Origin of the sequence: Segatella intestinalis (assembly GCF_029348455.1) — a bacterium.
Classification (GTDB): Bacteria; Bacteroidota; Bacteroidia; order Bacteroidales; family Bacteroidaceae; genus Prevotella.
Genome location: NZ_JARJVV010000001.1, coordinates 133589 through 157511, shown reverse-complemented (window position 1 = coordinate 157511; position 23923 = coordinate 133589). Strand labels below are relative to the sequence as shown.

The window sequence follows — 23923 nt, the reverse complement described above, 5'->3', positions numbered from 1 at the left end:
GTTGCCTAAAATAAAACGCAGAAGCAGCCTTTTTATTTTGCCGTGCGCCTTATTTGTTGTTAATATCCTCTTATTTTCTCAACTTTCGCTGGGTTCTGAAGTTATAGAAGTTCTGTTATTGTTTTATCGCCTGTCTTATCTGTTGCTGATGACAATGAGCTTCTTCGTCTTCGACACATAGCTACTGCCTTCCGACGACACTTTGACACGATAGAGATAGACGCCCGTCTGCAGGGGGCGGCCACCATCTACCGACAAATCCCAATCGACCGTATAATTGCCCGTAGCCGACACTCCGCTCTCGGCATGACGCCACATCTGTCTGCCTGCCGCATCGAAGAGTTCGATGACCACATCCATATTGCTCTCCATACGGTCATGACTGATGATGAACGTGGTGGAAGTACGGGCTGGATTATTGGTCACGCCGATGTTGAAGAGTTGCGGACGCAAACCTTTCACCACGTTGAAGTGAAGCACGGCTGTAGAGCTGTTGTTCTGAATGTCCCATGCGCGGAACTGCAGTCTGTGAGGTCCTTCCTCCAACTCGGGAATACTATAAAAGGTGGAGCCACTGGTATAGGTTCCGAAATCGTAGCTGAAGTTGTTGTTGAGCGTATAGGTCTTCGCCATGTCGCCATCGATGACGAGCTGAAGGTCGTGACCTATTCCGCTGCCGGCTGCATTGATGCCGTCCTTATCCTTGATCTCTGCCACAAAATAAGGCGTGCTGTTCACATTTCCACCATCGACAAACGAAGGCGAGTTGAGATAGCAATAGATGGAAGGGCCTACCGAATCGTTCTTTGCCTCGGCACTTCCTCCCACAATAAACTGGTCGCAGGAGCCATTGGCTCTGATGGTCTTATCGGTATTCAGGGCATAGAGATTGATCATTCCCTGACCATCGGCATAGTTGATGTCCTTGGGCACGGCAAACGTCAGCTCGAAACTGCTGTTGCGAATGCTGTCGGAACCATGATAGAGCGTCTTGGTGCGGTCTAAATACTTGAACGCCACCTCTGCGCCGTCATTGCTGGTGTTGTTCAGCTTACAGGTTATCTCTTCCTGAGTGTCGCGCACCGTTGCTGTCACCACACCATTGAATCCTTCTACTCCTGCCACATGTCCTTTCATCTTGATCACAGATCCTGCCTTGACCGTAGGCATCGTTCCTGAACCGACAGCCACGCCGTCGATCTCGTCGACCACAACCTGGGCTGTAGGAAGATTGAGCGACAGGGCTGGATCGCCCAACAGCGAATACTGCAGGTGATTCTCGGTATTGTCCTGTTCGGGACTCGTCTTGTTGGGGTCTTCCCGGGTAGGGGTCGGATAACGGTTGGTTCCCAACATCACATCGTTCTGCGCCAGTCGGTGAGCCTCGCCTAATGTAAAGGGCTTGCCGTCCTGCAGGGAGAGCACACGCTTCATGAAAGCATGGTTGATGTATTTGTTGGCGGATGTGAAAACGGTACGGGCCGTTCCATAGAAAGCTACGGCTCCGCCCTTCTCGTTGAGCACGGCTGCCTCGCCTATTGTTTCCGTTACGCCGTCGAAAGCCATAATGTCGCAGGCTGCTGTCACCCACAATGGCAGATTGGAGGTGCGCGACTCGCTAAAATCGCTCAGTCCAAGTACTGACTCGTGCGAGATGAGGGTGGCGCTGCCATGCCCTCCATAGTCCATGACCAAGGCTCCGTTGGCCTGTTGCTGGCGGATGATCTTGCTCACCTCTGGATATGTATTGCCAGTGGCTGAACTCTCACGGGTATAGGCGTCCCACATCACTTTCTTGATCAGGAAATTGGGATAATCCCTGCCCACGCTATTGGCCACAGAGTCGACATCCTTCATGTGAATATTGTCATTTCCATCGTCACCCATGAACATGATGGTGTTCTGCCAGGCTCCGCCATTCTGATTCTTGCTGTAATTGATGGTCTTGTCGACCATGATCTTCGCCTCGGCTACTGTGGTTACCGGGAATCGGCCCACGCCTACGTCCTGCAGCTCACGCCGTGCGTCGGAACCTGCACCTTCTGCCAGGATGCCCATCCAGCTGTCACCTGCATAGCAGGTTGTCTCGCTAAACGAGTTCTCGCTCTCATAGACGAGAAGGTAATCGTCTGGATCAAACCGCTTGCAGTCGGCTGTGAGCATGCGGTTGTCCCAAACGCAGTCGCCAAAGAGCAACAGATACTTAGGCATGTCGGCCTCTGTCGCAGCTCTGTCCTGCAACATTCTGAGATAGCGACGATAGGCATTGGCATCGGGTGTGCCACTCGAGAACTCATTGTACAGTTGGTCGGCGGCAACTATATTCACCCGCATACCGTCATGACTCTCATGGAACTCCTTAAGGCGCTGTGCCTGCTTCAACAGTGCGCCTGAAGAGGGAACGATGATGACCAGGTCGGCCTGACCGTCAGCATGAAGATCCTGATTGGTAATGTTCTTCACATAAGTGGCTGTAGGATGCTTTCCCGACAGAGGCGACAGCGGAATCGCCTTCTCCCAAGCCATCGACACATAGTCAAGACGGGCTGTCTCACCGCTCACATTCTGAATGGTGATCGTATCTTTGCCACCATCGACTTTCAGATTGTCGAGCAGATAAGTGCCTGAGTCCTGCCCTGCCTTGCAATAATCCAGAATACGAACATTCAAGGTACCTATGTCCTTGCCGTTTAGCAGAATGCGTATTTGGTTATTTCCTCCTGCCGAGACATTGACGGTAAGGCGTCCTTTCTGACTGCCAGTGGTGTTGGTGATCACTACCTGCTGACTGCCGCCCACGCTGATGGGCGTTGGGTCGAAGAGATTTCGTCCGCCATTATACCAGCTGTAGCCATCGACCTCGTAAAGCGAATGATAGTCATCGGGCGACGGATAGAAAGAGGAAACAAAGGTTGCCGAGTCGACCGTGACAGGCTCCTCGTCGCTCTGAGTAATAAAATAATAACCATAATCGGAATAAGGATTGCGTCGGCGGACAGTCGATGAGTTGGACGTCCAGCTGACAGGACCCTTGGCATAAAAGAGATGTTTTCCACCTACGACACACTGGGGCACTTCCTTCAAATCATCGGTGCGGGCCAGGTCGTTGGCATAAAGAGCCTCGTTCTGCAGATTGCCGCCATAGCCATAAATCTTCACCTTATTGATATTGGAGAAGCCTGCCTGACGAACCGTGGCATCGGTAAGCTGGTAAACACCTGAAGAGCTGACTCTTATCTTTGCCCACTTGCCCGAGGCAAGTAAAGAATGTTCGGCATAGATGTCGGCTGCCGAGGCATAAGCCTTGTCGTTCTTGCGTTGGCGCAGCACGCTGTTCTTCACGGCCTTTGCCTTGACATCGAGCATGAAACTCACCAGCATCTGATATTTATTGTTGCGGAAAACCAATGGGCAGAAGGAAGCCACAAGATATCCTTTCCTTCTGCTCACGGAGATATTCTGACTAAGAGGCACCTGCGAAGGCAGGGCTGCACCGGATATGCGATTGTAGTTGGCCACATCGCTCACGGTCATATCCATATATTCTGGATATTTCACCGAGACGGTGTAGACGGAGTCCTGATAGTTTTCGGGCAAAGGAATGGAATAGAGAAAATGTGGCAACACAGAGTCGACCTTGACCTCGTCGGCTGTCAAGTTGAAGAACCGCTGCTGTGCCTTTGCCGGCAAAGCAAGAACCAGCAAGGCCATCCATACGAAAAATATCCTAACTCTTTTATTCGTCATATCTTGGAATAACAAACTTGTTTCTTATGAGGCGGAAGATAAATTCCACCGCCCTGTTCTGTAAACCCGTACTGTTCTTTCGAGTGGCTTGTTAAAAGCGCTTACTCTGAAAATCTTACGAACAGCTTTCATTGGGTTGTTTGCAAATGTAACTACTTGCAATTGAAGTCGAGCACCTTCCAGTCTTCAAGATAACCTTCGAGATGGTCGTCAATGCTGACAGGTCCGCAACCGGTAGGACAGCCTGTATAAAGCAAGTCGCCCGTCTTCAGCGTGAAGTACTGACTGATGTAGGAGATAATCTCGTCCACCTTGTAGAACATATCGCTGGAGCAACCTTCCTGTACAGTCTTGCCATTGATGTCGAGATGGAAATGAATGGCCTGTATGTCGCGAAACTTCTGCACATCCATCCATGTACCTATCGCCGCCGAACCATCGAAGCCCTTGGCAAGTTCCCATGGCTGGCCAGCCTCACGCAGCCTCTTCTGCATCTCACGGGCTGTGAAGTCGATTCCTACCGTCACCGCATCATAATATCTGTGGGCGAAGCGCTGCGGGATGGTCTTTCCCAACCTGCAGATGCGAACCACCAACTCTGTCTCGTACTCTATACGTCCCAGATGATCAGGGATGAAGAATGGTTTTCCATCCTTCAGCAACGCCGAGTCGGCTTTGGTGAAAATGACAGGTCTCTCTGGTTTAGATAACGTGTCATGTAGCGATTTATTGTGTTCGGCATAGTTCATGCCTATGGCAAATATCTTCATAATCCCAAAAATATATATAAAAAAGAAATGGGAGTTAGAAGCAAAGCGTAAGCCTTGACTCCATAACTCCCTGATATTCTAATTTAACTATAAGTCAAATTAATCTTGCCATGCCAAGCATTTCGTCCGCAACAGCAGATTACTCAGCAGCAAGAGTGAAGCGCTTGTAAGCAACGATCTTGAGATCCTTGCTCTGAGAAGCGAGGTACTGAGCAACAGTCTGCTTGTCGCCATCACCGAACTGGAACTCCTGATCAACGAGGCAGTTCTCCTTGAAGAACTTAGCCAGACGACCATTAGCAATGTTCTGGATCATAGTTGGGTTCAAAGAAGCAGCCTTCTCCTCACTTACAGTCTTCTTGATGTTGCGAGCCTCCTCAGCCTGCTCAGGTGTCAACCAACCCTTCTTGGTGTTGCTCTCGATGTGATCCTCAGAGTCAACGTGAGCTGGGTTGATGCCAACCTTCTTCAATGCTGCGTTAACAGCCTTCTCTACGAGCTCTTCCTTGGTCTTAGCCACAGCTACCTCAAGCTCTGTCTTCTTAGTCTCCTCAGAAACAGAAGACTCGTCGAGAGCTACAGGACGCATAGCAGCTACCTGCATAGCAACCTTGTGACCAGCCTCCTCGTTGTTCTCGTTGAGCTGAACCATAGTACACAGAGTGTGCTTGTTCATGTGGTCGTAAACCTCGATGTTCTCACCCTCGAGAACACAGTAGCCGTCGAGCTCCATCTTCTCGCCTGTGATACCAGAGCGCTGTGTTACAGCAGCCTGAGCATCAGACTCGCCAACCTTCAAAGTCTTCACCTCATCGAGAGTGTGAGCCTTGGCAGCAATAGCAGCATCGAGAATGTCAGATGTCAACTTGATGAAGTCAGCACCATTGGCAACGAAGTCAGTCTCGCACTTGAGAGCGATGATAGCAGCGAAATCGTTAACCTTCTTAACGAGAACGCAACCATTAGATGTCTCGCGGTCAGAACGCTTTGCAGCGATAGCGAGTCCACGCTCACGGAGCAACTCCTTTGCCTTATCGAAATCACCTTCAGCCTCTGTCAGAGCCTTCTTTACGTCAGCAAGACCAGCACCTGTCATAGCGCGAAGTTTCTTGATATCTTCAATTGAAACAGCCATAATATTTTTCTTTAATTAAAATAGTTAATGTTCTATTTGTTGCTATAACACTGAGCCACCCCTTTCCTGGATGATGGCTCAGAGCTTATTAAGCCTTTGCCTGATTACTCAGCAGCCTCAGCAGCCTCTTCCTTGCGGGCAGCCTTCTTCTTAGGCTGATCCTTCTGCTCGGCAGCAGCCTTCTCATCAGCCTTCTCTGCCTTGCGCTCCTCAAGACCCTCAGCGATAGCACCGCAAACAGCAGAGAGAATTACCTCTACTGAATCCTTTGCATCGTCGTTGGCAGGGATGATGTAATCGATATTCTTAGGATCAGAGTTGGTATCAACGATACCGAACACTGGAATACCCAGACGGTTAGCCTCCTTAACAGCGATGTGCTCCTTCATTACGTCGATAACGAAGAGTGCGCTTGGAAGACGAGTCAGGTCGGCGATAGAACCAAGGTTCTTCTCCAACTTGGCACGCTGGCGGCTTACCTGAAGCAACTCGCGCTTAGAAAGGTTAGAGAATGTACCATCATTCATCAGCTTATCGATGTTTGCCATTTTCTTGACAGCCTTACGGATTGTAGGGAAGTTAGTGAGCATACCACCTGGCCAGCGCTCAATAACGTAAGGCATGTTGACAGAGGCAGCCTTCTCGGCTACGATGTCCTTAGCTTGTTTTTTAGTAGCGACAAACAGGATTTTCTTACCTGACTTGGCGATTCCCTTAAGCACCTCAGCAGCCTCGTCTACCTTGGCTACGGTCTTGTTAAGGTCGATAATATGAATACCGTTACGCTCCATGAAGATGTAAGGAGCCATTGCTGGATTCCACTTGCGACGGAGGTGTCCGAAGTGGCAACCTGCCTGAAGTAACTGGTCAAAATTTGTTCTTGACATTGTCTTTTCTTGTTTAATTGTTGTTTACTTTCTTTTTGAATCTAATTGTTAGATCAGTCGATGAGTAGTCCCCGATTAATGGAATCTCACCGATTTAGATACTAAACTTTTTAGCTCAGCTATATATAATCTGTATATATATATAATATGTATAAGATTAACGCTTGCTGAACTGGAAGCGACGACGAGCCTTTGGCTGACCTGGCTTCTTACGCTCTACAGCACGTGAGTCACGTGTCATGAAGCCTGCATCCTTCAATGCCTTCTTGTCCTCAGCGTCGATCTTAACGAGCGCGCGGGCAATAGCGAGGCGAAGAGCCTGGCTCTGACCGGTGAAACCACCGCCGTCGAGGTTTGCCTTAATATCATACTTACCCTCAGCCTCGAGCAACTGCAATGGCTGCTTCACTACATAGCGAAGGATTGCTGATGGGAAATATGTCTCAATATCTTTCTTGTTGATTGTGATCTTACCTGTACCTTCTGAAAGGTATACACGAGCTACAGCGCTCTTGCGGCGACCAATTGCATTAATTACTTCCATTCTACCTTAATTATTTATACTGGTTAATATCAATTGCCTTTGGCTTCTGAGCCTCATGCTTGTGCTCTGTGCCATCGTAAATGAAGAGGTTGTCCATCAGAGAACGACCCAAACGGCCCTTTGGCAACATACCCTTTACTGCATGACGCAAAATCTTGTCCATGCCGTCAGGACGTGTGCGCAACTCAGCTGGAGTGTTGAAGCGCTGACCACCAGGATAACCAGTGTAACGTGTGTAAACCTTATCTGTCTCCTTCTTGCCAGAGAATACCACCTTAGCGGCGTTGATAATGATTACGTTGTCACCACAATCTACATGTGGAGTGAAAGTTGGCTTGTACTTACCGCGGAGCAACTTTGCTACCTTTGAGCAAAGACGACCAACTACTTGGTCTGTTGCGTCGATTACAACCCACTCTTTCTTAGCTGTCTCCTTGTTTACGGAGATAGTCTTGAAACTTAATGTGTCCATTTTAAATTTTAAATTACTACTAAAAAACGTTTTTAAATCTTTTTACTCACTTTTAGACAGGCGATTCACTAACCGCAATTCCCGGCCACAGGAGATTGCTATTAACACACACTGCCCAGGGGACTCTAAGCGTATCCCCGTAAATAATCGGACTGCAAAAGTACACATTTTTATTTAATTATGTGTAAGTTACAAACTCAAGCGTTTTACTTTTATAGATATTTAACTCAATTTTGAATTTTAAACAGTACTTTTTTACCAAAAAGTAGGAAGCAAGTTTTTCTTGCGCGCACGTACATTAATATATAATACACTCAACTTTTGCAAATCGGGAAGTTTTAAAAGTTCAGCATGATTAGAAATTGCCCAAGCCTATAGGCAAGTCACATAGTCGTACGTGACAACAGGTCTACGCGTATGAGCGAAAGGGGGCGTACTCGGATTATTCGTGTTCTATCCTCATGGCTGCGTGTATAAGGATGAACTTTTCAACAAGTATGTGCAGCAGAAGAACAAGGTGCGCCTTGCAGACCAGAGCAACATGCTCGTCTTTACCGCCAGCTTCAACCATGGCCGCAGATATCATGCAGGCAACCGTAAGCTGAACAATAGCGATAGAGATAATGGTATCAGATAGAATAGTTTACTCATCCACGACCTCGACTCCACTCATGATATAGAAATGGCGCTTCAGCTTTCTGACCACCTCAAACTGATGCAGTCAGGACGTTTCGAGACCGACTTTAGATAAATATTTGCAAAATCAGTGCAAATTATATTAAATAAATCAATTTTTAGTTCTGATTTTATATTTTCTTATTAATAATTCTTATTTTTGAGACGAGATTTTAACTCCGCAGAAAACATTGTAAATCAACATAAAACATAATAACAAATGAAAAAACCTTTTACCAGCCTATTCATGGCTATTGCCCTATTAGTTAGTGCCGGTTGTACAACCGAAAACGGTGATGGTAATGAATCATCCCATGTAGCGAACCAGCAAGTTAGCTTGTCGTTTTACCAAGTGACCATGCAGTCATTGGAAAATTCTCAGGCAAAGACTCGAGCAGACGAAAGCAGTACGAGTACTGCTTTGAAAAACAGCCCGTTTACTTACTTGGATATTTCTCTGATCCCTACCAATGGCACGGGAAAAACTATCGTTTTCAGACAGGTGAAGGCTGAAATGGCAGACGACTTCGGTCATGTCAGTATGCAGGTTCCTGTGGGTGAATATGATATGGTGGCTGTAGCCAGCAAGAATGCCGATGTGAAGATTAATTCTGTGACGGAGGTTGTCTTCCCCAACAAGGTGACAGACATGGCGGCTGTCTGCCAGAAGATAAAGGTAAAGGAAGGAAACAATGCTTTTAATTGCAACATGAAACGTTCTGTGGCTAAGTTTACCATTGAAAATACTGGTTCCACGACGGACGTGGTGAAGAATATGAAGTTCCGCATTTCGGGTAAGTGCAGCAACAAATGGAATCCTACGACAGGTCTGGCGGCTGACGTGAGCGTGGTGACTCCGACAATCGAGATGAGCAATACTTATTCCCGGTTTAACGCTTATGTCTTCCTGAGCTCGGCGGAGGAGGAGAATATCAAGGTGGATGTGGAGATGCTGGACTCGGAGGGCTCGCTGCTGAAGAGTCTGTCCTTTGAGAACGTTCATCTGAAAACCAACTATGTGACGAAATACACCACCGGCGATCTTTTCGGTGTGTCGAGCTCGGCTGACTTCACTTTCTCTAATGCTGAGTTTATGGACTCTGGCACTGGTAAGAACTTTTAGAATGGCGGTGGCTTCCCTGTAAAAGGGGCTTGGATTCTTACGTCCGTTGATGTGAGGACTTAATTGATGACTGATGTTTCGTCAATTAAGTCCTCATTTTTGTAATAAGTGAAACTCGAACTGTTGTCATTAAGGACTTCTGACCGTAACTACTCAGCACCCCTATTGAAAACTTTGAATAGAAAAGGCTCGAAATATGAAATCGGCTTCGATAGTCAATGAAGCCTATTTCGTAGAGCAATGAAAGCGGCTTCGTAAGCAGTTGAAGCCTATTGCATTGTGGTTTAACGATTTTAGTTGACCACTTTACGCTTTATTGATAATATGAGTTGACTCACATTAACGTAACAACTCATGACAATATGGGTGCTGAGTAATTACTTCTGCCTCCTCAGAGGTTAAGAGAAGTTAAAGGTGTTGATAAAATTCCGATTTCTTCGTTTATACATCAGAACAAGCAAACAAGGCACACATGACAGAGAAAGAATTCACCTCACTGGTTCCCGAGCTGCGGCAAACAGCCCTGCACGTCTGCAGGGGCTGTGGCACCGACGGCATGACTGCCGAAGACGTGGCGCAAGACACCATGCTCAGGCTGTGGGCCATCAGAAAGGACATCACCTCTGCGCAACATGCTAAGGGGCTGACGGGATGCGTCGCCAAACACTTCTGTATCGACAGACACCGCAAAAAGCGGGAAGTCTCCTTGCTGCTGCATCCGCATCTTCAGGCTGAAAGCCACGAGCCGCCTCCCGACATGATGATGGAAACGCAGGAGAACGATATGTGGCTGCAACAGAAACTGCTCGAACTGCCATCCACGCAATACCAGGTGCTGCACCTGAGACAGGTGGAGAAGAAAAGCATGGAAGAGATTGCCGGTATCATCGGTATCACTCCTGCTTCGGCTGCTACGATCCTGTCGAGAGCCCGACAAAGGATGCTGACGGAAATCAGAAGAAGAATGGAGATTTCGAGGGAATGAGGGAAGTTAAACACTGAACATTAAATATGAATATAAAAATGAATGGAGAAAAGAATATTAGACTGCTCATCGGGAAATTCATGCAGGGACTTACCTCGATAGAGGAGGAGGAACGGATAAGCCAATGGTTTGCTGCACACGCTGATGTGAGCGATGACTTGAAGCCTTATCAGCAAATGTTCGCTTACTTCGACAAGGGTATGCCTACGGATGGCTGATGCCTGTAGACGGGGAAACGACTGATGGGGATGTTTGCCGTGAGCCGCTTCGCTATCGTTCGCGTCTGCGCCCGCTGTGGTGCTTGCTTGCTGCCGCCGCCGCCGTGGCTCTGCTCGTGGTTATGACTTGGCCTGCGAGGAACGGGGACTGTACGGCCTCGCCTGCTGCGACGCTGGCACGGGCTGACAAAGACTCTGCTGAGACCCTTGTGCCCGCTGCAGAAACTGAGGTGAGGAATCAGGTGAAACAGGCGGTCAGGCCGAAGATGCGACCTCGCAAACGTGGTGTCTATCGCAAGCATCTACACAGTCCGGCGCCTCCTGTGACATGGATTGCTCAGACTGTCATCGACTCTATGCAGCAGTCGCCCGAAGCTTTGGCTGAGGCGCATCTGCAAGCGCTCGAGGAGCAGCAGAACGAAATGCTCTTCCGCCTGTATCTGGTCAGCGCCCTGCAGACTGAAGACCTGGCATCGTATAACGATGAGGATGATTATGGACAAGAACAAGAGAACGTAAAATAAAGAAAGGAAAACATGATGAAAAAGAATCTCAGAATCGTCATGATGGCTTGCCTGATGATACTCTCGGGTACTGCCGTCGCACAGAAAACTATCCTGATGCCTCAGCAGGCTTTCGAGAACCTTACTGCCTGGCTCACCGCCAACGACTATGTCGCTACTTCGTCGAAGAAACAATACAGCAAGGGGTATGTCGTTTCCTACGATTATGCTGTCCCCGTCAGGAAAGCTAAGCCGATAGAGACTTACAACCAGGCTTTGCTCGCCAGCAACAAGATTGCTTACTCTTCCATGATCAAGAAGAAGGGCTTCAACTCTGATACACAGGAAAGAATAGCATACGGCGAGAAGAATTCGCAGAGCATCACCTTCGGTGCGCACAAGGAGCGCAACTACAATTTGCAGTATTTCCGCGACCCTAAGGACAGCACCATGCGATATGTGTACACCCTGGTGTGGTACAGCAGCAATGACGAGAGCAACAGCTGGCGGGCCAGGAAGGACGGCGACGAGGAGCTGATCAAAGGTTCCGTCTATCTGTTCTATGGCAGGGACCCGGCATGGGAAAGGGCTCATCGCGTCACGGGACGTGCCACTATCATCAATCCTGATGGAACCGTCGCTGAGGTAGACGACCTGAAGGGTCTGGAGGCTGACCTGAACAGTCTGGCTGACGGACTCAGCAGTATGGTGGTAAGCAGCAGCGACGGCGTGGACTCGGTGGTGGTCAACGGACAGACCGTGAAGTACTGGAAAAACCTTGCCAAGAAGTATTCTGCCAACGAGCCGGAACCCAAAAACAGCGCTGAGTTCCTCACTCTGCTCAACAACCTGCGTGCTGCCTTCAAGAATGCTAAGGATCAGTATCGATGGGGGTTCCAGTCGCAGTTGCGCCGCAATCTGCAGACGGGCATTGCCAACAAGATCATCAGGCTATGCAAGGGTCACGGCTCTCTTCTCTACGCTGAGGAGAGGAAGTTTTGCGCCAACGCCCTCTCCAAGATGAAGAAGGATACTGACGACGACTATCTGCAAAGTCTGCTCGACCTCACCGCACGGTCGATGAGCAGATAGGCTCAGCTAAGCTTCTCCCATTATCAGCAGGATGTCTTTCTGCGTGCGGTTGAAGGGGCCATTGTGCTCCAGCTTGATGGTGCACATGGCTGCGGCAAACTTGCCTGCCTCTAAGGGTGATGCGCCCTGCAGCCTCCTGTACAGATAACCTGCTGAGTAAGTGTCGCCACAGCCTGTGGCGTCGACGACCTCGTGAGGCTTATAGGCTGGGACCTCGTAGAAGGTTTGGTCTACATAGATGAGCGAGCCCTCGCTGCCCAGGGTGATGATGACTTCGGTCACGCCCCAGGAATGTAGCAGCAGGGCTGCCTCGCGCGGATCTTTCTTGCCGGTGATGGTTTCCATCTCTGTCTCGTTCACTTTCAGATAATAGGTGTTCTTGAGAACTTTCAGTTTGTCCTGCCAGTCGACGGGATAAACTTTCTCATCTCTCACTTCGCGCAGATAGCCCTGCACGTCGATAGACACTCTGCCCTTGGTGGCGAGATATTCTACTACCTCGGGCGAGAAGTCATCGCTCAGCAGGCTGCCCAGATGATACACCTTGGCCTCTACGTCCTTGAGCTGCGGGATAGTGAAGGGGTCGGCCTTGGCGAGTACCCGCTGTTTGCGCTCGTTCTGGTTCTCGCCGAAGTAGCGGTTTTCGAAGAACACCGTGTTGCGTGATGCGTTGAGCATCACGTTGATGCCTGCCTTGCGCATTCGGTCCACCGGCTCGGTTTCGGTGGGGTCCATCGCCGTCACCAATGAGAAGGTGATGTCTTTGGGCAGTTGGTTGATGGCGTAGGCGAAGTAAAATGAGGTTCCGCCCGCCATATATACGGTTCGGTTGGGAGTTACTATCTTGTCTTTAGTAATGTGTCCTATACAACAAATATCTGTCATTGTCTTTTTTTCTATTATGTCTGTGTTGTGGTTTCACGATGTGCGCCCTGTCGCTTCTGATGCATTGAAACTGTGTGCAAAGTTACCACAATTCTCCGAAACGGCAAACGATTTTGGACAATAAGTGACTCATGTTGAGCAAAATGCGAAAGTTGAGCCAATACCTTTCGGACGATTTATGTATATTTTCCGAAAATTAATACCCAATCTTTTGCTCTGTCGAAAAAATGCTGTACCTTTGCAGTTGAATAAAAGCAAATAACAAAAAACTCAGAAATAAAAGGCTGAAATAGATTGTCATGTGGTTTAATGGATTAATCTACGATCATTCGGCGGTGCAGGGCATCGTCATACTTTCCCTTATCTGCACACTGGGTCTTGCTCTTGGCAAGATTCGGGTGCGTGGCATTTCTCTCGGCATTGCCTTCGTGTTCTTTGTAGGCATCATTGCCGGTCATTTCGGACTTTCGATCGACAAGGATATGCTCGAGTTTGCCGAGAGCTTCGGACTCACCATGTTTGTTTATGTACTGGGACTTTATGTCGGCCCCAACTTCTTCGGCTCCATGCGACATGAGGGCATTGCGCTCAACCTGTGGTCGATGGCTGTCATCGTGGTGGGAACGCTCTTCTCCCTGGTTTTGTGCTGGCTGCTGCCCGTGAGTCTGCCCGACATGGTGGGCATTCTCTGCGGCGCTACTACCAATACGCCTGCCCTGGGTGCTGCCCAGCAGGCTTTGCAGCAGTTGGGACTTCCCAGCGGCGGTGCTGCCCTGGGCTGTGCCGTGACTTATCCTTTGGGCGTGGTGGGCGTCATCCTGGCGATGATGACGATGCGCAAGCTCTTTGTGAAGCCTGCCGACCTGGAGATAAGACGAAACGACGAGGACGACCATACTGCCATCGGACAGTATATCATCGTGAATCCTGCCCTGAATGGCAACACCATAGCCGAGATTTCGATGCTCACACACCGCAAGTTCATCATCTCGCGCGTGTGGCGTGGCGACCAGGTCATCGTGCCTCAGGCCGACACTGTGCTGCACACCAACGACAGTGTGCTGGTGGTAACCAATAAGGATGAGGTTTCTGCCATGTCGATTCTCTTCGGCAAGAAGGTGGACAAGGACTGGAACCGCGAGAAGGTGGACTGGAACGCCATCGATGCCAAGGTGGAGATCCGCATCATCGTGGTGACCCGTCCGGGACTGAACGGCAAGTTGCTGGGTCATCTCTCCATGCGCAACACTTATGGCGTGAATGTGAGCCGTGTGCTCCGTGGCGATATTCGCCTTCTTGCCACCGACGACCTGCGACTGCAGTATGGCGACCGCCTCACCGTGGTGGGCGATCCTGCCAGCATCGACCATGTGGAGCAGTTTTTAGGCAATGCCGTCAAGACGCTCAACGAGCCTAATCTTGGCGCTATCTTCCTGGGCATCATCCTGGGTCTTGCCATCGGAACGATACCTTTCAACATTCCCGGTATGACGGCTCCTGTGCGTCTCGGTATTGCGGGCGGTCCTATCGTGATGGGAATCCTCATCGGTGCCCTGGGCCCACGTGTGCATTTCATCTCTTATATGACGCGCAGCGCCGGACTGATGCTTCGTGAGTTGGGACTGGCGCTCTATCTGGGTTGTTTGGGTCTGGAGGCTGGCGGACAGTTCTTCGAGACGGTGATTCGCCCTGAGGGACTGATGTGGGTAGGTATAGGCTTTGCCATCACCGTGGTGCCTGTGCTGATAGTGGGACTCGTCATTCTGAAAACCAAGAAGTACGACTTTGGCAGCATCTGCGGCATTCTGTGTGGCAGCATGGCGAACCCTATGGCGCTGACCTATGCCAACGACACCATCGACGGCGACACGCCAAGCGTCAGTTATGCCACGGTTTATCCCCTCGGCATGTTTGTCAGGGTGATTATCGCCCAAGTGCTGATCATGTTTTTCGTATAGTTTTTTAAGGAGTTAAAGGAGTTAAGGGAGTTAAGACAACAGCCTTGAGGGAATGGGGATTTCAAGTCCACAAAAGCATTTGTCTTAACTCCTTTAACTCCTTAACTCCTGAATTAAATACTAATCATTTCTTCCAAACAAATTTTCTTGCCTGTCAGCGGATGCTCGAAACTGATGGATTCGGCGTGCAGCATGAGTCGCTGTGCCGGTTCATTGCCATAAAGCGGATCGCCCACGATGGGGGCATGGAGCCCCTCGCTGTGGGCACAGTGCACGCGCAGCTGATGTGTACGGCCTGTCTTGGGCCAGAGGGCGAGGCGCAGGTGTGTGTCGTCGATGCGGGCGAGCACCCGATATTCGGTGACTGCCTCCTTGCCATGCTCATGACTCACTATCTGGCGTGGACGGTCCATGTAGTCGGGCATCAGAGGCAGACTGATGGTTCCTTCCTGCGCCATGCGGTCGGCTGCTGCCTTGTCCTGGCAACCCACGACGGCGACATACCGCTTCTCCACCTGTCGGGCTGCAAACTGCTGCTGCAGACGATGATAGGCAAACTCGGTCTTGGCAATCACCATCAGTCCGCTGGTCGACATGTCGAGCCGATGAACGATGAGCGGTCCTGTGGCCTCGGGCATTCTGCTCCGCATGATGGAATACACCGACTCGGCTCCGTTCTTTCCTGGAACCGACAACATTCCTGCCGGCTTGCATATTACGGCTATCTGCTCATCTTCGTAGATAGTCTTCAGCTCCGCCTTGTATTCTTCCGTCCGCGAGCAGGTGGCCTCGGGCAGCATCCATTGCAGGATGGGCTTGCACTTGCCGTTGCAGGCAGGATAGAAGTTCAGGTGATGGCGTATTTCCTCCTTCGGACTTTCTCCCCACCAGAACATGGCCATTTGCAGCGGACGATAACCGTGGCTGTAGGCATACTGCAGCATCTTGGGCTCGCAGCATTCTCCGCTGCCAGCCGGTGGAATCTTGGCTGCCGTGTCCTTGAAAATCTCCAAGAGGTTCTTGCGATCGCCCTGTGGGTTGAGCATACAGAACTTGCCAAACAGCCATCGCTGCAGTGAGTCAGAGAGTTCTTTGCGCAGTTGTTTCAGATACCTGATGTCTTTCTGGTTTCTGTCGTATTCCTCCTCGATGTCGGTATTCCTGTCCCGTTCTTTCTTGAGTCTTCTCAGCTGGGCTTTCATAAACTGGCTCTCCCTCACCATTTCTGCCTTTTCCTCCTCGCTCAGGTTGCCCGCCTTGCGTCGGGCGTCGCGCTGTGCTTTGGCAGTCTTCATCTGTAGCTGATAGGCGTCGATGTCGCGCTGCCAACGGGCTTTCAGGGTGTCGATTTCCGTCTTTATCTGTTTCATCCGCTCATCGTTCTGCAGATCGTGTATGGCGACGTTGATGTCCGAGATGTCGGTCTCGTGCTTTTTGAAATATCCGTCGGGCTTCAGATAGTCGAATACGGCAGGCACAAAGCCACTCCAGTCGCTCCGGCCACCTATCTGTCCGCTGTAGGCTGCTATATAGCCTGTCTGTGGCTCAGTCGCTTCGCCGTCCTTCCGGGGCTTTTCCACGATCAGCACGCCGAACATCTTGCCACGGTCTATCTCCTCGCGCCAGTCGTCACGCTGGGCGATTTTCTCCTGCAGCTCCTTGCAGACCATGATGCAGAGAGGGTGTGGCTCATAACAGAACGGATTGTTCATTCTCTCGGGCAACCGGATGCCCGAGGCTGGGTCTATATGTATTGGATGAAATTTCATGCTGCAAAGATACGATATTTTTTTATATTCTTTTCGCTCATTCAGAATTTTGCATTATCTTTGCATAAGATAAGTTGCACTCGGCAATTTGAAAGCAAGCTTTCATTGCGCTCATTTGCATTATCTTTGCATTAGTTTTTATTAAATCACGATGACACAACATAACAGTACATTTTTCTATCATCTTGTCGCCTTCATCACTGTGGCGATATGGGGAACCACCTTTGTCTCCACCAAGGTGCTGATGCTTCATGGCCTTTCGCCAGCCCAGATATTCACCCTTCGTTTCTTCATGGCTTATGTGCTGATGCTGTGTTTCAACCACCGTCGGCTCTTCGCCTCGTCGTGGCGCGATGAGGGCAGGATGATGCTGTTGGGCATTACGGGCGGCTCACTCTACTTTCTGAGCGAGAACGAGGCGATGAACTTCACCACCGCCACCAACACCTCGCTCATCGTCTGCTCGTGTCCTCTTTTCGCCACCTTGTTGGTGAGGCTCGTCTATCGCTCCTCGCACATTCATGTGGTTCAGCTGATGGGTTCGCTGTTGGCATTTGTGGGCATGGTCATCGTGGTGCTCAACGGCCGTTTCGTGCTCCATCTCTCTCCCGTGGGCGATGCGTTGGCTTTCACAGCCTGTATGTGCTGGGCTGTCTATTCGCTGCTCATGAAGTCGATGTCCGACAAGTACAGTGCCGCATTCATCACGCGAAAGGTGTTCTTCTATGGCGTACTCACCATTCTGCCCTATTATGCCGTGGTGCCAGGTCTTCCCTCCCCGGAGGTGCTCACGCATCCCGTGGTACTTGCCAACCTGCTCTTCCTGGGCTGTCTGGCTTCCATGGTGTGTTTCCTCACGTGGAACTGGTGCATCTCCAAGTTGGGAGCCGTCAAAGCCACCAACTGGGTTTATTTCAACCCCATCTCCACCATGATCTTTGCCTCCTGGGTACTGGGCGAGAAAATCACTCCCTACTTCCTCGCAGGTGCTGCCTGCATCCTCATAGGTATGTACACTGCCGACAGGAAGACAGAATAAAAACAAACTTATTTGGCATTTACACCTCTTTATTTTAAAACTTTAAAACTTAATCTCTATGTTAATCAAGAACAAACTATTATTGGCCTTGGCTGTGGTATCGCTGCAGTCGATGGCACGAGAGTCGGTCGACCTTTCTTCGTTAGGGTGGAACATTACGCTCGACACTCAGGCTCAATGGAACAGCGACGAGCTGTATGTTTCGCCCGTCAATGTTGCTGCGCTCCCCGTTCATCAGCCCACAGGAGGATGGCAGTTGCTCGACACTCCCCAGAAGCGCAACGTTCAGCTGCCTGCCACTGTCGAGGGAGAGCTGTGGGGATGGAACGGACAGACCTACGGTGTGACAGGAAACTATGTGGGCGTATCGTGGTTCAATACCTCGGTAGACGTGCCTGCCAACTGGACAGGCAAGCGCATCACCTTGCAGTTTGATGCCGTACGCTTTCGCGCCGAGGTGTTCGTCAACCACCAGCTCGCAGGTTACGACCTCGTCAACAGTACCCCTTTCTCTATCGACATCACCCCATACGTCAAGCTGGGGCAGAAGAACGATGTCGCCATCCGCATCACCGACCCTAACGGCAACTTCAACTGGAAAGACTCGCAGTGCTATGCGTGGGGCAACTATCTCACCAATCCCTCGCATGGTTTTGGCGGCATCACGGGGCGTGTGCATCTGTGTGCCACCGACAGGACGTACATCGACGACGTGTTTGTCGAGAACACCCCTGTCCCCTCTGTCGTGAAGGTACATGTTGCGGCAGGAGGACTTACTGCCGACACTCCGTTGGTGATGGAGTTGAGGGAGCGTGGCAGCCAGAAGGTGGTATGGCGTCATAACGACCAGATGACCACAGCCGAGAAAACCATCGAGGTGTCATTGCCACAGGCCAGACTGTGGAGTGTCGACGCCCCCAACCTGTACGAACTGACCTTGAGGTTGGGCAACGACGAGGTGAAGAAGCGTTTTGGCTTCCGTTGGTTCGAGGTGCGCACGGTGAGGGGCGACAAACAGTTCTACCTCAACGGCAAGCGCATCACCCTCGTGACCGCCATATCGTGGAGCTTCTGGCCCGACAACGGCATCACGCCGTCCAGGGAACTGGCCTACAAGCAGGTGCGTGACGCCAAACAACTGGGCATGACGATGCTCAACTTTCACCGCACCATCGGCAACCCCGATGTACTCGATGCCGCTGACGAACTGGGACTGCTCTATTTCGAGGAGCCTGGTGGAAACCAGTATCCCGCAGGCAAGTTTGATGACGGAACTCTCTATACCAAGTTCTACTTCGATTATCGCAACGAGAAGCTGGCACGCATGATTCGCCGCGACCGCTCGCACCCATCGCTCGTCATCTACAACTTGCACAACGAGCGCGGAGCGTCTCCGCAGGCCGAAGACCGACGTGAGATGCAGATGGGACACCGACTGGATCCTTCGCGCATCCTGACCTACAACTCGTGCAACGGCAAGAACCCCGAAGGAGAGCCCGACGATCACTTCAAACTGCACCTGATGCCCAACGATACCACTTTCTACAACGTAGGGTGGTGGGACAACCATCATGCCGGAGGCCCCGGTGTCTATCACGACTATATATATAAAGGTAAGGACAACTATCTGCGCTACTCCGCCAACAAGGGCGAGATCGTATATTGGGGCGAGGAGGGAGCCATCGGCACACCACCACGCCTGCAGCTGATACGCGATGAGATTTTGCGCACCGGGCGCACCACAGGATGGGAAGCCAAAGACTACCTCGCCTGGTACGATGCCTACGATCAGTTCCTGCGCCAGCGTGGCTTCAGCAAAGCCTTCCCCTGTGTCGACAGTCTGACCAGACAGATGGGCAACGTGGCTTACTACTATCAGGGACGAGTGATAGAGAATATACACATCAGCAACACCGTCGATGCCTACGCCGTCAACGGATGGGAATCAATGAAATTGGAGAACCACTCGGGCATCGTCGACAACTACCGCAACCTGAAGGGCGACGCCGACCTCATTGCCCGTTACAACCGCCCTCTCTACCTGGCAGTAAAGCTGACCAACAAGGTGCTGGCTGTAGGCGATACCACCACCACCGATGTGTACATCGTCAATCGAAAGAACGTACACGGCACGGCACAGTTGGTGTTGACCGCCCGTGATGCCAAAGGGCGCCTCTTGGCTCAGACCAAGCGCAAGGTAAAGGTGAGTGGTGGTGTAGTGTATGGCGAGAACCTGATGACCGGATGGCAGTGGAAGGTGACAGGCTCTGGCTATGTCAGCGTCGACGCCAAGTTGGTGCAGCAGGGCCGCACCGTGGCAGCAGGCAGCGACCGCATCTATGCCGTAGCCATGAACGCCAAGAGCATAGAGGGCACGTGCGTGGTGGCAGATACCACAGGAGTGCTCGCCGCCTATCTCAAGAGTCAGGGCATACAGACTACAGACTATAAGGCTGGTCGTCCGCAGGGCGATTTCATGATTGTGGGAGCCTTTGAGCCAACCCAGTTCGGCAGTGGCTACAGCGACATCCTCGAATGGGCAAGCACAGGCCACACAGTTGTCATCGTCGACAATCCCCTGCGCTGGGCCGACCTGCTCAGCGATAAGGAGATCATGGATTACCGGGGATTCAAGCAGTTGGGGCGCTCCTGGTATGGAGGCAACTTCTTCTGCCGGTCACACCCCATCTTCGAGGGCTTGCCCACCGACTGTGTGTTCAACTGGGAGTATCAGTGCTTTGCCGCCTATAACCGCCGCCGCGTCGGTCTGCGCGACATGAATGGCGAGGTGCTCGTAGGCTGTGTGTCCGACCATCGCAAGGAGGTGTATTCAGCCCTCTCCGAGATAGCCGTAGGCAGAGGACGCGTGCTCATCACCACGCTCGACATTCCTGCATGTCTGCGTGGCACAGCCGCCTATAACAAGAAGGTGGACCTCGACGGTATGAACGAATCGATGAATACTTTCAACACGCAAGGTATGAACAAAGCCGACGCCGTAGGCCGCCAGCTCTTGCTCAACATGCTGCGTTACGCCTCTGGAAAGAGTAGCCAGCAGGCCCAGTAGCATGGTGTTTTTTATACGCCCTAAGTGTTAGTGTGAATCATACCATCTCGTGCAGATGGTATGATTTTTTATAATAATAAAAAAATCGTAACGGAAGAAGATAAATTAACTTCCGTTACGATGATAAGGTCTGCTTACTTCGCTGCCAATACCTCAACCTCTACCAAGGCCCCCTTGGGCAGCTTCTCTACAGCTACGGCAGAGCGGGCAGGGAAAGGCTGGCTGAAGAACTCGGCGTAAACCTCGTTCATGGCTGCAAAATCGTCCATGCTGTCCAAATAGACTGTAGTCTTCACCACGTGGGCGAGGTCGGTGCCGGCAGCCTTCAGGATGTTCTGCGCGTTGGTGAGCGCCTGGCGGGTCTGCTCCTTGATGCCACCCTCTACGAAATTACCCGTTGCAGGGTCGATAGGAATCTGACCCGATGCAAATACGAAACCATTAACTTCAATAGCCTGGCTATAAGGTCCTATAGCAGCAGGCGCGTTGTCTGTGTGAATTGCGTTCATAATTTTTACCTTTTAATTTTTTATTTTTTTTACCTTTTTATTTTTTTACCTTTTTACCTTTAAACAATATACAGGTGGAAGCCCTTTTCTTCGAGCGCCCCCTTGATTTCCTTCACGTGATCAGCATCACGGGTCTCCATGGTGAGACGCAGCACACACGAGTTCACCTTCTGGCGGTTGGCAGAACGGTCGTGGTGCACACCCGTGATGTTTCCACCCAAGCTTGCTATTACCGAGCACACTTCCACCAGTTCGCCCGGTTTGTCGTCGAGCTCCATCTCGATGGTGCATAGGCGTCCGCTCTTGGCAAGACCACGCGTAATCACACGGTTCAGAATCGTCACATCGATGTTACCGCCGCTCACGATACAGATAGTCTTCTTGCCCTTCACCGGCACCTTGTTGTACATCACGGCAGCCACACTGGCAGCACCGGCGCCCTCAGCCACCATCTTCTCGCTCTCTATCAGTTTCAGGATGGCTGCACAGATCTCGTCCTCGCTCACCGTCACAATCTCGTCTACGTATTTCGAGCAAGTCTCAAAAGTCAGCTTGCCAGGCTCCTTCACAGCGATGCCGTCGGCCACAGTTGCCACCGAGGGCAGTTTCTCCTGCTTGTGGTCGTGCAGACTCTGCACCATGCTGGCAGCACCCTCAGCCTGCACACCATAGATCTTGACCTTGGGGTTGAGCGACTTGATGGCAAACGCCACACCCGAAATCAGTCCGCCGCCGCCCACAGGCACCACGACTGCCTCCACCTCGGGCAGCTGGTCCAGAATCTCCAAGCCGATCGTCCCCTGACCGGCAATCACGTTCTCGTCGTCGAAAGGATGCACAAAGGTGTAGCCGTGCTTGTCGCGCAGCTCCAGTGCCCTCTGATAAGCATCATCGTAGACTCCCGGCACCAGACACACCTCAGCGCCCAATCGCTTGGTAGCCTCCACCTTCGATATAGGAGCGCCCTCGGGCAGACATATCAGGCTCTTCACACCCATGGCAGTAGCACCGAGCGCTACACCCTGGGCATGGTTGCCCGCCGAACAGGCTATCACACCCTTTGCCTTCTCTTCTGGAGAGAGTTGCGAAATCTTGTAGTAAGCACCACGAATCTTAAACGATCCCGTCTTCTGCAGACATTCCGGCTTCAGAAACACATCACTCTCTGGGTTGATTCGCGGAGTGTGAACCAGCTCAGTCTTTCTAATCACTTTGCTCAGCACGAAGCGAGCCTTGTAGAAATTGTCCAGCTGTAACATATTATATTATTTCATTAAATATTCAAAAACCTCTCTATCGCCACAGCCACACCGTCCTCCTCGTTCGACAGCGTCACGTAGTCGGCGTCGGCTCTCACCTCCGGCGCAGCATTCGCCATGGCCACACCCATTCCCGCCAATCGCAGCATACTCAGGTCGTTGTATCCGTCGCCGAAGGCAATCATATCTGCAGGCGTGAGGTTCACTTTAGCCAACAGTCTCAACAGCGACTGCGCCTTGTCGATGCCCTTCGGCACCAGTTCCAGGAAGAAAGGCGCCGATCTGAACACATCCATCTTGTCGCCCAGCTGTTCAGCCAGTTCTTCCTCGGCAACGATCATCGTTGTCGGTTCTCCCGTCATGAGCAGTTTGGTGGGGTTAGGCTCCAAGTGCATCAGCAGGTTGTCCACACGTCTGATGTTCATCTTGTTGATGCGCGACTCCTCCTTCACGTAAGGGTCGTCGGGCATTTCCGTCACGATCTCGTTTCCGGCGTAGCCCAACAGAGCATGTCCCTTCCGCTTGGCGTATTCGTAGATGACGGGGATGGCAGATGGCGGCAGGTGCTGTGCGAAGCATTCCTGCTGTGTGCCCCAGTCCACGATTTTTCCACCGTTGTAAGCCAGGATGAAACCGCCATGTGTGTCGAGCTTCAGCTCGTTGGCAAGCGGCACGATGCCATAGGTCGGTCTTCCCGAAGCCAGCACCACGATGGCACCCTCGTGCTGTGCCTTGAGTAGCACTTCACGTGTTTTGGGAGTTATCACCTTGTCGTGGTTGGTGAGAGTTCCGTCTAAGTCGAGTGCGATGATGCGGTAGGGCAAGTGTGCCTGATTTCTGTTTTGCTGTTTGTCCATATCTTGTCTTTTTGCTTGCAAAGGTAGTGCAAAACGAAGACAATACAAAATAAATTCATTTATTTTTATTGTTGAGTGCAGCCTACTTTATTAAAAGGTAGTGCAAAAATCTGAGTAAGCGAAGAGAATGAAAAAGTTTTTTCATTCTTGAGCGTGAAGATTTTATCCAAAACGAAGACAATACAAAATAAATTCATTTATTTTTATTGAAGTTTCGCAAATGAGGGAACTTCTGTCAAACATACAAAAAAACGCTCCCTCGACATAAGAATGCGAGAGGAGCGCCAACCTTTGTCAGAAAAGGGGTTTAACAGACATAATTTTCCTGATGATGTTATGACACCGTCGTGTCATTGGGCAAAATATCTTGTTCGGCAAAGTTAAGCATTTCTTATGAAAGTGCAAACACAGAAAAACTCACATCGTGTC

The 23923-nt window shown here is 50.9% G+C and carries 20 protein-coding genes; 9 read left to right on the top strand and 11 right to left on the bottom strand.

The window, feature by feature from the left end; genetic code table 11:
- Positions 1-135 precede the first annotated feature (135 nt).
- The 6 genes from porU to rplM all read right to left on the bottom strand — a co-directional run bounded on the left by porU (position 136) and on the right by rplM (position 7555).
- The gene (porU, locus tag P3T48_RS00655) at positions 136-3747 is read right to left on the bottom strand and encodes a type IX secretion system sortase PorU (RefSeq protein WP_276505225.1); all 3612 of its coding nucleotides are present in this window, start codon (positions 3745-3747) and stop codon (positions 136-138) included.
- 152 nt (positions 3748-3899) lie between these two features.
- Positions 3900-4517: a fumarylacetoacetate hydrolase family protein gene (locus P3T48_RS00650; protein ID WP_022252187.1), complete on the bottom strand. Its 618-nt coding sequence runs from the start codon at positions 4515-4517 to the stop codon at positions 3900-3902.
- Positions 4518-4656: 139 nt separating this feature from the next.
- On the bottom strand, positions 4657-5652 hold the full coding sequence (gene tsf / locus P3T48_RS00645; protein WP_276505224.1) for a translation elongation factor Ts: 996 nt from the start codon (positions 5650-5652) through the stop codon (positions 4657-4659).
- Between the two features lie 104 nt (positions 5653-5756).
- Entirely contained in the window at positions 5757-6539 is a 783-nt protein-coding gene (gene rpsB, locus P3T48_RS00640) for a 30S ribosomal protein S2 (protein ID WP_158463726.1), read from the bottom strand.
- A gap of 157 nt (positions 6540-6696) precedes the next feature.
- Positions 6697-7083, bottom strand: coding sequence for a 30S ribosomal protein S9 (rpsI, locus tag P3T48_RS00635; RefSeq protein ID WP_022252191.1), 387 nt, complete (start codon positions 7081-7083; stop codon positions 6697-6699).
- A 10-nt stretch (positions 7084-7093) separates the two neighbouring features.
- Entirely contained in the window at positions 7094-7555 is a 462-nt protein-coding gene (rplM, locus tag P3T48_RS00630; RefSeq protein ID WP_022252192.1) for a 50S ribosomal protein L13, read from the bottom strand.
- 469 nt (positions 7556-8024) lie between these two features.
- On the opposite strand from rplM, the gene P3T48_RS00625 reads away from it, so the two are divergent.
- The 6 genes from P3T48_RS00625 to P3T48_RS00600 all read left to right on the top strand — a co-directional run bounded on the left by P3T48_RS00625 (position 8025) and on the right by P3T48_RS00600 (position 12151).
- Entirely contained in the window at positions 8025-8192 is a 168-nt protein-coding gene (locus P3T48_RS00625; protein WP_276505223.1) for a hypothetical protein, read from the top strand.
- Positions 8193-8450: 258 nt separating this feature from the next.
- Positions 8451-9353: a hypothetical protein gene (locus tag P3T48_RS00620; protein WP_276505222.1), complete on the top strand. Its 903-nt coding sequence runs from the start codon at positions 8451-8453 to the stop codon at positions 9351-9353.
- Between the two features lie 472 nt (positions 9354-9825).
- Positions 9826-10338, top strand: coding sequence for an RNA polymerase sigma factor (locus tag P3T48_RS00615; RefSeq protein WP_158463725.1), 513 nt, complete (start codon positions 9826-9828; stop codon positions 10336-10338).
- Between the two features lie 26 nt (positions 10339-10364).
- Positions 10365-10556, top strand: coding sequence for a PG0215 family putative anti-sigma factor (locus P3T48_RS00610; protein WP_276505221.1), 192 nt, complete (start codon positions 10365-10367; stop codon positions 10554-10556).
- On the top strand, positions 10556-11080 hold the full coding sequence (locus P3T48_RS00605; protein WP_276505220.1) for a hypothetical protein: 525 nt from the start codon (positions 10556-10558) through the stop codon (positions 11078-11080). Before P3T48_RS00610 ends, P3T48_RS00605 begins: the two co-directional genes overlap by 1 nt.
- A 12-nt stretch (positions 11081-11092) precedes the next feature.
- Positions 11093-12151, top strand: a complete 1059-nt coding sequence (locus P3T48_RS00600; protein WP_276505219.1) for a hypothetical protein — start codon at positions 11093-11095, stop codon at positions 12149-12151.
- Between the two features lie 6 nt (positions 12152-12157).
- Here the strand turns inward: P3T48_RS00600 and P3T48_RS00595 are convergent, their stop codons facing one another.
- On the bottom strand, positions 12158-13036 hold the full coding sequence (locus P3T48_RS00595) for a PfkB family carbohydrate kinase (RefSeq protein ID WP_276505218.1): 879 nt from the start codon (positions 13034-13036) through the stop codon (positions 12158-12160).
- Positions 13037-13335: 299 nt separating this feature from the next.
- Here P3T48_RS00595 and P3T48_RS00590 point away from each other — a divergent pair, with 299 nt between their 5' ends.
- A complete protein-coding gene (locus P3T48_RS00590; protein ID WP_276505217.1) occupies positions 13336-14994 on the top strand; it encodes a putative transporter in 1659 nt (552 codons plus the stop codon).
- 113 nt (positions 14995-15107) lie between these two features.
- On the opposite strand, the gene P3T48_RS00585 is transcribed toward P3T48_RS00590, so the two are convergent.
- Complete coding sequence (locus P3T48_RS00585; RefSeq protein WP_276505216.1) at positions 15108-16763, bottom strand: RluA family pseudouridine synthase; 1656 nt, start codon at positions 16761-16763, stop codon at positions 15108-15110.
- 151 nt (positions 16764-16914) lie between these two features.
- On the opposite strand from P3T48_RS00585, the gene P3T48_RS00580 reads away from it, so the two are divergent.
- Together P3T48_RS00580 and P3T48_RS00575 are read left to right on the top strand one after the other, a co-directional pair.
- The gene (locus P3T48_RS00580) at positions 16915-17802 is read left to right on the top strand and encodes a DMT family transporter (protein WP_276505215.1); all 888 of its coding nucleotides are present in this window, start codon (positions 16915-16917) and stop codon (positions 17800-17802) included.
- Positions 17803-17860: 58 nt separating this feature from the next.
- A complete protein-coding gene (locus P3T48_RS00575) occupies positions 17861-20869 on the top strand; it encodes a glycoside hydrolase family 2 protein (RefSeq protein WP_276505214.1) in 3009 nt (1002 codons plus the stop codon).
- Between the two features lie 134 nt (positions 20870-21003).
- On the opposite strand, the gene P3T48_RS00570 is transcribed toward P3T48_RS00575, so the two are convergent.
- Genes P3T48_RS00570 through P3T48_RS00560 form a run of 3 tightly spaced genes read right to left on the bottom strand, consistent with a single transcriptional unit; the run spans position 21004 to position 23494 of the window.
- Positions 21004-21378, bottom strand: coding sequence for a RidA family protein (locus tag P3T48_RS00570; RefSeq protein ID WP_022252684.1), 375 nt, complete (start codon positions 21376-21378; stop codon positions 21004-21006).
- 59 nt (positions 21379-21437) lie between these two features.
- Entirely contained in the window at positions 21438-22637 is a 1200-nt protein-coding gene (ilvA, locus tag P3T48_RS00565) for a threonine ammonia-lyase (protein WP_276505213.1), read from the bottom strand.
- A gap of 14 nt (positions 22638-22651) precedes the next feature.
- The gene (locus tag P3T48_RS00560; protein ID WP_228114151.1) at positions 22652-23494 is read right to left on the bottom strand and encodes a Cof-type HAD-IIB family hydrolase; all 843 of its coding nucleotides are present in this window, start codon (positions 23492-23494) and stop codon (positions 22652-22654) included.
- Positions 23495-23923 lie beyond the last annotated feature (429 nt).